The sequence below is a fragment of the Streptomyces sp. NPDC058664 genome (assembly GCF_042716635.1).
Lineage (GTDB): Bacteria > Actinomycetota > Actinomycetes > Streptomycetales > Streptomycetaceae > Streptomyces.
On the sequence record NZ_JBHXRW010000206.1, the window covers coordinates 1 to 1477 of the forward strand.

Consider the following 1477-nt stretch of genomic DNA (forward strand, 5'->3'; position numbering starts at 1 on the left):
CGCCAGATCTTCCTCGCACCGTAGACCCGGTAGTTGGTCTCGAAGACCTGGCTGATCTGCTCCTTCAGCTCGGCGTCCCGCACGGTCCTGGCGGACGGCGTGACCCGTCGTTTGTGGTGGGCGTAGTAGGTGGCAGGGGCGATCTTGCAGTCGTGTGCGTTCAGCACGCGGCAGATCGGCTCGACACCGCCGAAGCGGTTCCGGTGCTCGTCGATGAAAGCTACGAGCGCGTGTGTGGCCGGTCGAGCTCGGCCGCGAAGAAAGACGCCGCGGCCTTAAGGATCTCGTTCGCCCGCTTCAGCTCGGCGTTCTCCTTCTTCAGCCGCTTCAGCTCGGTCGACTCCTCGCTTGTGGTGCCCGGCCGGGTGCCGGCGTCGATCTGGTCCTGCCGGACCCACTTGCGCAGCGTCTCGGTCGTGCCGATCCCGAGCTTGGACGCGACCGCTTTCATCGCGGCCCACTCGGTGTCGTAGTCGGGCCGCACCTCGGCGACCATCCGCACCGCACGACGGCGCAGCTCAAGCGGGTAAAGGGAAGGACGTGCCATGACTCGATCCTCTCAAATGATCGAGTCCCTACCGAACCCGGAACGGTTCAGTCTTCAGGAGCCCGTGACACGCTGTGTGACGGTTCGCTGTGCCAACTGTGTAAGGTGCGCGTCTTGCAGGTCGCTGAACGTGGTGAACAAACGTATAGCGGAACGGCAAGTGACGGCTGTTCGGCAGGCTGGGCAGGCCTTGGAGTGGAGCGTATACGTGTCGGCGGCGCTCATGTAGCGCTTGTATAGATCATTCACCATGATCACATGATCGCTTACGTGGAACGGTGCTTCCCATGGAGTCGCGGATGATGGCCGAATTTTGACTCCTGGATGCGGAAGCGGAGTGCCAGGTAAACACCTACTCAGGGTCCATCTGGTGGCTTTGGCCCATAGCGGAACGGACATCTCATTGATCGACCCGAACGGACCGACCTGTTGACAAGCGCCTGTAGCGAAACGAGTTCTGTCCCTGACGCGGCACGTGTGCCGGGAAGGCTCTGGACCGTGCACCTGACCGGCTACGGTGACCGCACCGCTGCGGTCACATGTTCCACTGCTGCATGCCGGATGCCGCCGCGCTCGAAGGGACTGGCCTCGCTGCGCACGTTTGCGGCCCAGCATGCCGCCGCTCACGCCAAGGCTGCCACGTTACGGCCCCATACCGCCTGCCACTGCCGTGTCGAGCGCTGCGCTGCCCACGAGGACACCAAGGTGTACTGCGCCGACGCCGCGGATCTGGCCCTACGCCACGATGCGGCCTTCGGCCGGGTGTGGAGCGTTGAGGAGGTCTGTACCGCCTGCGCTGCGCTGGGGCCTTGACCCCAGATGTTGGACACCGGAAAGACTTGGATCTTGATGGTCCAGGAGAACGGAGTCCCCGTGGGGATAAAGCACTACCCCGCCGAGTTCAAGACGGACGCGGTTGCGTTGTACCGG

At 63.6% G+C, this 1477-nt stretch carries 1 pseudogene; it reads right to left on the reverse strand.

Features of this window, described 5'->3' with window-relative positions:
- Window positions 1–547: pseudogene (locus ACFWUY_RS41595) on the reverse strand (transposase); the annotation flags it as partial.
- Window positions 548–1477 lie beyond the last annotated feature (930 nt).